1 protein-coding gene is annotated in these 277 nt (G+C 43.0%); it reads right to left on the bottom strand.

All coding sequences use genetic code 11. The features are described from left to right. The coding region (locus AB4585_RS29405) for a VCBS domain-containing protein (protein ID WP_372172366.1) at window positions 1-277 on the bottom strand (277 nt) is incomplete at both ends.

The following is a 277-nucleotide window of genomic DNA, read 5'->3' on the forward strand; positions in this document are numbered from 1 at the left end:
GATGTAAGGTCTATCGTTATCGCCATGAATGGTAATCACAATGTCTTGCGCAGTACCATCTTTAGAATATACGGTAATCGTATCCGTTAATTGCTGCCCATCGCCTAATTGGTCGATCTGTGTGGCAACGTTTTGTTGGTTGCTACCGACGGTGACCTTATAGTGCCAATTACCATCAGCATTTAATATTAATTGACCATAGGTTCCGTGGTATGAGTAGCCCACGCCTTTTGTATCAAATTGTGCTTCGCCAGTGTCTGGGTCAATAATCTCTAAC

The sequence above is a fragment of the Vibrio sp. 10N.222.49.C9 genome, assembly GCF_041474985.1.
Classification (GTDB): Bacteria; Pseudomonadota; Gammaproteobacteria; order Enterobacterales; family Vibrionaceae; genus Vibrio; species Vibrio crassostreae_C.